Annotated in this window: 2 protein-coding genes and 1 pseudogene; 1 reads left to right on the top strand and 2 read right to left on the bottom strand. The window is 73.1% G+C overall.

Going from position 1 to position 1,718, the window contains the following annotated elements; translation table 11 throughout:
- Together FV222_RS25130 and FV222_RS25125 are read right to left on the bottom strand one after the other, a co-directional pair.
- On the bottom strand, positions 1 to 780 hold a 780-nt coding region (locus tag FV222_RS25130; protein WP_147815918.1), incomplete at its 3' end, for an FAD binding domain-containing protein.
- A complete protein-coding gene (locus tag FV222_RS25125; RefSeq protein ID WP_147754712.1) occupies positions 777 to 1,286 on the bottom strand; it encodes a (2Fe-2S)-binding protein in 510 nt (169 codons plus the stop codon). The genes FV222_RS25125 and FV222_RS25130, both read right to left, overlap by 4 nt.
- Before the next feature lie 209 nt (positions 1,287 to 1,495).
- Between FV222_RS25125 and FV222_RS25120 the strand changes: the two are divergent.
- A pseudogene (locus FV222_RS25120) lies at positions 1,496 to 1,718 on the top strand (histidine kinase); the annotation flags it as partial.

The raw sequence follows: 1,718 nt of genomic DNA, 5'->3' as shown, positions 1-1,718 counted from the left end.
GGCCTCGGCGATCCGGTCGCCGTCGAGGCGCAGGCCCGCCGCCGCAGAGACCACCGCGAAGGCGTAGGAGGTGCGGTCGCGGACCTTGAGATAGCGGGAATGGGCCGCAAACCCCGCCGCCTCCGGCGGCAGCCGCACCGCGGTGATCAGCTCGCCCGGCGCAAGGTCGGCCTCTCGCTCCGGCGCGTCGCCGGGCAGGCGATGGAAGGACTCGAGCGCCACCTCGCGCCGGCCCGCCGCGCCCTCGATCTCGACGACGGCGTCGAGGGCCGCCAGCGGCACGCAGAAGTCGGACGGGTGGGTGGCGATGCAGTGCTCGCTCCAGCCGAGCACCGCGTGCAGCCGCGTCGCCCCACCGAGCGCGGCACACCCCGAGCCCGGCGTGCGCTTGTTGCAGGGGGAGGTGGCGTCGGCGAAATAGGGGCAGCGGGTGCGCTGCATCAGGTTGCCGGCGGCGGTCGCGGCGTTGCGCAGCTGCGCCGACGCACCCGACAGCAGCGCCTCGGCCACCGCCGGATAGGCCTTGGCGAAATGCGGATCGTGGGCGAGGTCGCTGTTGCGCACCAGCGCGCCGACCCGCACGCCGCCGTCGTCGAGGACGTCGAGGCGGTCGAGGCCGGGGAGGCGGGTGACGTCGACGAGGCGGGCCGGCGTGACGACGCCGCCCTTCATCAGGTCGAGCAGGTTGGTGCCGGCGCCGAGATAGGCGGCGCCGGGGGCCTGCGCCGCCGCGATCGCCTCAGCGACGCTGGCGGGACGGGTGTAGTCGAACAGGTTCACGCCGCGTCCTCCCGCATCATCACGCCGGCGGCTTGGCCGTCGCCGGCGGTCTGGGCGGCCAGCACCGCGTCGCCGATGCCCGCATAGGCGCCGCAGCGGCAGAGGTTGCCGCTCATGCCCTCGCGGATCCGCTCGGGATCGGTCCCCGCCTGACCTTCGGCGATGAGCCCGACCGCGCTCATGATCTGGCCCGGCGTGCAGAAGCCGCACTGGAAGCCGTCATGGGCGATGAAGGCCTCCTGCACCGGATGCAGGCGATCACCGTCCGCCAGGCCCTCGATCGTGGTGACCGAGGCGCCGTCGAGGCTGATCGCGAGCGCGAGGCAGGCGTTGATCCGCCGGCCGTCGACCAGCACCGTGCAGGCGCCGCACTGTCCGCGGTCGCAGCCCTTCTTCGAGCCGGTGAGATGGAGGCGCTCGCGCAGCAGGTCCAGCAGGGTCACGCGGGGATCCTCCAGGAGGACCTCGCGCGCCGTGCCGTTCACGGTGAGCCTGAGAGGTATCATGCGGTCTCCGGGCATGGCGCAGCTTGGAACCGAACCAGATAGGACCACGCCGCGCAAAGGCCAGTGGACCTGCAATCGCAGGTCGCCAGGCAAGGTGCTGATTAGGGCGCGGGGCAGGGCGCCGGGGGGGCACGAAGGCGAGGACGGAACGGGTAGGGGGACCGGAACGCGTCGCCTCCCGCGGCCATCCCTGCTACCCTGCCCCGGTCATGAGCGATCACCACCCGGACCTGACCTACCGCCTCCGCCAGCAGGCCATCCTGTCCGAGTTCGGCGTCGAGGCCCTGCGCGGCGACGACGTCGACGGGTTGCTGCAGCGGGCGACCGAACTCTGCGCCGAGGGCATGGGCGCCGAGTTCTGCAAGGCGCTGGAGCACCTGCACGACGAGGACATGCTGCTGGTGCGCGCCGGCGTCGGCTGGGGGCCGAACG

Source organism: Methylobacterium sp. WL103 (genome assembly GCF_008039885.1).
Classification (GTDB): domain Bacteria; phylum Pseudomonadota; class Alphaproteobacteria; order Rhizobiales; family Beijerinckiaceae; genus Methylobacterium; species Methylobacterium cerastii.
Note: the sequence above shows the minus strand (reverse complement) of the source record. Positions and strands in the feature narration are given on the sequence as shown.